Raw genomic sequence first — 5959 nt, forward strand, 5'->3', positions numbered from 1 at the left:
GTACAGGTCCGGCCGGAACGTCCCCGCCGCGACCGCCGCGTCGCGCTCGTCGAACGCCATCCCCTCCCACCGCACCATCTGGCTGTACAGCCACGCCGCCTGGCTCCGCCACGGGAAGTTTGCCGCCTCGCGATGCTGGAACATGAAGTCTGGATAATGCACCGGCTCCGCCCCCGGCGTCAGGCGGATGCGGTCGGTGATCGCACGCAGCACCGCATCGGCGGGCGCATCCAGGTAGCGCGACTCCGCCAGTAGCGCAGCGGTATCCTCCACCGTGTTCGCACGCACGAAATGCTCCGCGGCGGCATGCAGCGCGCGGATCAGCCGCGCCACCGTCGCGGGATCGCGCTCCGCAGTATCGGCGCGCATCGCCAGCACCTTTTCCACGCCGCGCCGCCAGATCTGCGCGGTCGCCAGCGCGATCCGCCCGACCCCGCGATCGACCGCGATCGAATTCCACGGCTCGCCGACGCAGATGCCGTCGACATCCCCTGCCGCCAGCGCATCGGCGGCGAATAACGGGCTGGTGACCACGATCTCGACATCCGTGTCCGGCCGGATGCCGACCCCGGCAAGCCAGTAGCGCAGCATGTAATTGTGGCTTGAATAGCGATGCACCACGCCGAAGCGCAGCCGCCGCGTCGCCGCCACCGCCTTCAGCGCCGCGCCGATCACATGCGGGTCGCCCAGCCTGTCGCCCAGACCGACCTCCTCCGCCAGCCGCATCGAGAAGGTCACCGCATTGCCGTTCAGCCCCAGCACGAACGGCACTGCCATCAGCACGGCAGGCCGATCCCGCCCCAGCGCCGTCGCGATCGCCAGCGGCGCGACCAGATGCGCCGCATCGCTATGCCCGTACAGCAGCCGGTCGCGCACCGCCGCCCAGGTCGCATCACGCACCAGCTCGATCGCCAGCCCCTGCGCCTCGGCAAAGCCACGCTCGCGCGCCAGTATCGGCAATGCGGCATCGACCAGCGGCAGGAACCCGATGCGCACCCGCGTCAGCGTCACGATAGATCTCCCATCAGCGCGTCGGAGGTGATGATCGCATCCGCCACCTCCGCGATGCGCCGGTTGGACGACATGGCATGGCCGCGCAGCAGTGCATAGGCGGCGGGTTCGTCGATCCCGCGGCGCTTCATCAGGATTGCCTTCGCCCTGTCGATCGCGGCCCGGTCGGCCAGCGCGCTCTTCGCCTCGGCCAGTTCGTCCTGCAATCGCGAGAATGCCTGGAAGCGCCGCACCGCCAGATCCAGGATCGGCTTGATCCGCGCCTTGGCCAGCCCGTCGACGATATAGGCCGATACACCCGCGTCCACCGCCGCCATCGTCGCCTCCGCGTCCGACTGGTCGACGAACATCGCGATCGGCCGCGCCAGCGCGCGCGACATCGCAAAGAAATCCTCCAGCATGTCGCGGCTGGGATTTTCCAGGTTGATCAGCACCACCTCGGGCCGCGCCGCCTCCACCTGCGCCACCAGCGGGCCGCCCGGATCGATCACCGCCAGATCGGTCAGCCCCGCCTCACGCAGACCATCCGAGATGATCGCGGCACGCGTCGTGCTGGTGTCGATGATCGCGATCCGCATGGCGCCCCGTTTATGCTGCCCTGCGGCATGATCGGCAAGGCCGCGCCCGTGTTTCGTGGCGTGCGGCCGGTTGATCTCATGCGAGGCCGCGAAGGATGATGCTCGCGCGGCGGCGCGGAGGGCGCGGAGATGAATGCGACCGCCGATCCATCAGGACATGATACATCAGGTCGTGATGGACATGAGGGCGATCCCTTATCCGTTCGTCTCGAGTAGCCGTCGAGTAGCGGCAAAGCCGCGTATCGAGACGGTGTATCGAGAGACACGTTGGCGCGTGGGACGCCACCCCGATACGCTCCTACGGAGCTACGTGATCTCTACGAGACATGAACGGATCACCGTAAGCCATCAGGCTCTGGGTCTCTGCCCCCAAACGCCGCATTGCAGGGCAGGTCCGGATGCAAGGCATGAAGCCCACCCCACGCAGTTCGCGTTCCTGCAATGCGCGGATTGTCCCGATGCCGGGTTGTGGCGGTCCCCCAACAAGCACCCCGCGAACATGGCGTTCCTGAACGCTCCGGCACCGCAACGCCGCCACGTCCTTTCCGGTTAGCCTCGCCCAAACAGAAAAACGCCGGCCGCAACCATCGTTGCGACCGGCGCTTTCCGTCGATCAATTCAGTCGATCGCGCCGTTCAGGCGACAACCGCCTCGAAGTGACCGCACCAGTCGCTGGCTTCCACCTTCGGCCACACGCCGGCGGCTTCACCGCTGGGCTGGCTGATCGGCGGATTGTAGCGGCACAGACCCAGCGATGCGTCCGAACGCGCGGTGTCGGTGTCGAAGAACTTGCACTTGGCGCAGGCTGCGGCGCCGGCAGTGGTGAGCGGCATGATTAGCTCCTGTCACGATGTCGTTGTTGCTGAAATGATCGTTACGCCCATTTCGTTCCCGGCAACAAGCAAAATCAACAGTTGCGATCCATTATCATGGTAGTTGATAATGACTATCATCGCCAATCTTCTTGATAAGAATTTGCATCACAAGATCAGATGATGCGATACGCTCTCAACAACAACAATAACAAAGAACAGATGACGCCTGTTTGTGTTTACATCCTCCTTGCATCGACGTCGATAAAGCCATGCCTAATCCTTCAACGGCCCGGCAAGGGGGATCAGACCGGATCGGACCCGTTGGTTGCCGCAAGATAATCGTGCATCTTCGCCGCCGCCGCGTCGGACAACGCCATGAACGCGCGCCGCCGGTCCGCGGGATCGGGCTCGCGCACGAACAATCCGGCCTCGGTCAGCTTGCCGATCCAGCGCAATGCCGTGGTCGGCGCGACCGCCGCGGCGATGCACAGGCTGGATACCGACACGCGCTGCCCCTCGAGTCGCGCCGCATACAGGTCGAGCAGCATGTCCCAGGCCGGATCCTCGAACAGATTGCCGGGGAACAGCGCGTCGCGCATCCGCCGCCGCCGGATGATGGCGCGCACCGCCGCCGCGTCCGCCGGATCGGCACGCGGCGTGCGCGGTGCCGGCTCGATCCGGAAGGCGTTGCGCCGATCCTCCACGTCCGCGACGCCGCCCGGCACGCTATCCGCCTCGCGCCGCGCGAGTTCGGCCAATGCCTGGGCGATCCGCGCGACCTCGGCATTCAGACGTCTCAGTCGCTCGCCTTCACCCTCGCGGGCATAGGCGTGCAGTATCGGCGTCGATCCCGATCCGCGCGCCAGCACCAGTGCCCCGATCAGGTCCGCGATGCTGGGTCGGCACAGTAACTGCGCCTGCACACCCAGCAGCGCGGCGGCGACCACGTCGATCTCGGCCATGTCCAGGCAAACGATCACCGGCAGGTCCAGTGCCGCCGCGGTCGCCTCCAGCCGTGGCAGCATCGCCGCCAGCAGATCCTCGCTTACCCCACGGGCATCGGCGACCAGCACCGGCTGCGCCACCTGCCGCATCAGCTCGGCCGGCATCGCCTCCCATGCGATGCGCCGCAGCATCCGCCCGCCCGCCAGTCCGATCGCCTCCTCGATCTCAGCCCCGCGCGCCGTGCCCACCACCACCACGGCGAACCCGCCGTCGAACCCCATCTCGTCCTGCACGTCACCCCCGCTCGACCACGCCAACGCGCGCCTTTGCCCACGCCGCCGCATCGATCATGCAGCAGGCGCGTCGCCCGACGGCCACGACATCCGGGAGACGATGCCGCGCCCCTGCCGCCGCTATCCCAGCGCCTTGACGATCTCCTCGACCATCTTCTTGGCATCGGCCAGCAGCATCATCGTATTGTCGCGGTAGAACACCTCGTTGTCCACACCGGCATAGCCGACGCCGCCCATGGATCGCTTCACGAACAGCACCGTCTTGGCCCGCTCCACGTCCAGCACCGGCATGCCGTAGATCGGCGAGGTCTTGTCCGTCTTGGCCGCCGGATTGGTCACGTCGTTCGCCCCGATCACGAAGGCCACGTCGGTCTGTGCGAACTCGGCGTTGATGTCCTCCAGCTCGAACACCTCGTCATAGGGTACGTTCGCCTCGGCCAGCAGCACGTTCATGTGCCCCGGCATCCGCCCCGCGACGGGGTGGATCGCATATTTGACGCGCACGCCCTCCTTTTTCAGCAGGTCGCCCATTTCGCGCAGTGCGTGCTGCGCCTGCGCTACCGCCATGCCGTATCCGGGCACGATGATCACCTGCTCGGCCTGTGCCATCAGGAAGGCCGCGTCCTCCGCGCTGCCCCGCTTCCACGGCCGGTCGATCGCGCCCGCATCCCCGCCGCTCGCCGCCGTCGCGCCGAAGCCGCCGGCGATTACGCTGATGAAGCTGCGGTTCATCGCCCGGCACATGATATAGGACAGGATCGCGCCCGACGATCCGACCAGCGCGCCCGTCACGATCATCGCGGTGTTGTGCAGCGTGAAGCCCATCGCCGCCGCCGCCCAGCCCGAATAGCTGTTCAGCATCGACACCACGACGGGCATGTCCGCGCCGCCGATCGGCACGATCAGCAGGAAGCCGAGCACAAAGGACAGGGCGGTGATCGTCCAGAAGATCCACGGACTCTGGTCGCCGACAAAGGTCGCGATCAGCGCCAATATCCCGCCCAGCAGGCCAAGGTTGAGGACGTGGCGCCCCGGCAGCAGGATCGGCTTGCCGCCCATATTGCCGTTCAGCTTCAGGAAGGCGATGATCGATCCCGAAAAGGTGATCGCGCCGATCGCCACGCCCAGCCCCATCTCGATACGGCTGACCGGATGGATCGCCGCAAAGGGCTGCCCGATCAGCGGCACCACCAGATCGGCGATGCCAAAGGCTTGCGGGTTCAGAAAGGCCGCCGCCGCGACCAGCACCGCCGCCAAGCCGACCAGCGAGTGAAAGGCTGCCACGAGCTGCGGCATCGCGGTCATCGCGATGCGCCTTGCCACGACGAAGCCGATGCCGCCGCCGATCGCGATCGCCGCCAATATCTCGGGCAGGCTTGCCAGTTCGTGCGTCACCAGCGTGGTGACCACCGCAATCCCCATGCCGATCATGCCCAGCCGGTTGCCCTGCCGGCTGCTTTCCGGGCTGGACAGGCCGCGCAGCGCCAGGATGAAGCAGATACCCGCCACCAGATAGGCCAGCGATACCCAGGGGTTGGCCGCCAGATCGTGCATCGCCCGCTCCGGCATGCCGCCGCGCATCGCGACGGCGCTCATCGCCACCACGCTCACTTCGCCCCCGCCTTTTCCTTCTTGCGGTACATGGCCAGCATTCGCTGCGTCACTGCAAAGCCGCCAAAGATGTTGATGCTCGCCAGCACCACCGCCGCCAGCCCCAGCCACTTCGCCCCCGGCGAACCCGCCGCGGCCCCGGCGATCAGCGCGCCCACGATGATGACGGACGAGATGGCGTTGGTCACCGCCATCAACGGCGTATGCAGCGCCGGCGTCACCGACCACACCACATAATAGCCGACGAAACACGCCAGCACGAACACGGACACGATCGAGATGAAGTCCATCTATTCCTCCCCGGAACGGGGAGGGGGACCACCAGCCAAGGGCTGGTGGTGGAGGGGGCGGCCCGCATACGCAACGATCGAGGCGACAACCGCCTCGACATCCCGCTGCACATCGGCGGCCGCGATCCTCAATACCCGAAACCCGTTCTCTTCCAGAAACCTGTCACGCCTATGATCACGATCCGGTCGATCTCCTCGGCCATGCGCTTCACCATCCACCTCGATGATCAGGCGATCGGCCAGACAACAGAAATCCGCAACATACGGACCGACCGGATGCTGCCGTCGAAAACGAAGACCACAGCGGCTACCGCGGAGTTGCTTCCAGAGCAGCACCTCCGGCAACGTCATCGTGCGCCGCAACTTGCGGGCTACCGGCACCTCCGGGCGGCGCAGGCGCGGCCCGCCCCCTCCAC

Annotated in this window: 7 protein-coding genes; all 7 read right to left on the reverse strand. The window is 66.5% G+C overall.

Going from position 1 to position 5959, the window contains the following annotated elements; translation table 11 throughout:
• Nucleotides 1-1011 (reverse strand): ABC transporter substrate-binding protein (locus Q0U08_RS17030; RefSeq protein WP_298092797.1); only part of this gene is annotated, 1011 nt, incomplete at its 3' end.
• Nucleotides 1008-1589 (reverse strand): ANTAR domain-containing response regulator, encoded by a 582-nt coding sequence (locus Q0U08_RS17035; RefSeq protein WP_298092799.1) that lies wholly within the window; start codon nt 1587-1589, stop codon nt 1008-1010. The genes Q0U08_RS17035 and Q0U08_RS17030, both read right to left, overlap by 4 nt.
• A gap of 635 nt (nt 1590-2224) precedes the next feature.
• Nucleotides 2225-2422, reverse strand: coding sequence for a hypothetical protein (locus Q0U08_RS17040; protein WP_298092800.1), 198 nt, complete (start codon nt 2420-2422; stop codon nt 2225-2227).
• 284 nt (nt 2423-2706) lie between these two features.
• Nucleotides 2707-3666, reverse strand: coding sequence for a winged helix DNA-binding protein (locus tag Q0U08_RS17045; protein ID WP_298092802.1), 960 nt, complete (start codon nt 3664-3666; stop codon nt 2707-2709).
• Nucleotides 3667-3762: 96 nt separating this feature from the next.
• The gene (locus Q0U08_RS17050) at nt 3763-5196 is read right to left on the reverse strand and encodes an NAD(P)(+) transhydrogenase (Re/Si-specific) subunit beta (RefSeq protein WP_298092804.1); all 1434 of its coding nucleotides are present in this window, start codon (nt 5194-5196) and stop codon (nt 3763-3765) included.
• Between the two features lie 53 nt (nt 5197-5249).
• Complete coding sequence (locus Q0U08_RS17055; RefSeq protein WP_112381504.1) at nt 5250-5543, reverse strand: proton-translocating transhydrogenase family protein; 294 nt, start codon at nt 5541-5543, stop codon at nt 5250-5252.
• The gene (locus Q0U08_RS17060) at nt 5544-5894 is read right to left on the reverse strand and encodes an endonuclease domain-containing protein (protein WP_298092805.1); all 351 of its coding nucleotides are present in this window, start codon (nt 5892-5894) and stop codon (nt 5544-5546) included. It lies immediately after the preceding gene.
• Between the last annotated feature and the right edge of the window lie 65 nt (nt 5895-5959).

Source organism: uncultured Sphingomonas sp. (genome assembly GCF_946477935.1).
In the GTDB taxonomy this organism is placed as follows: Bacteria; Pseudomonadota; Alphaproteobacteria; order Sphingomonadales; family Sphingomonadaceae; genus Sphingomonas.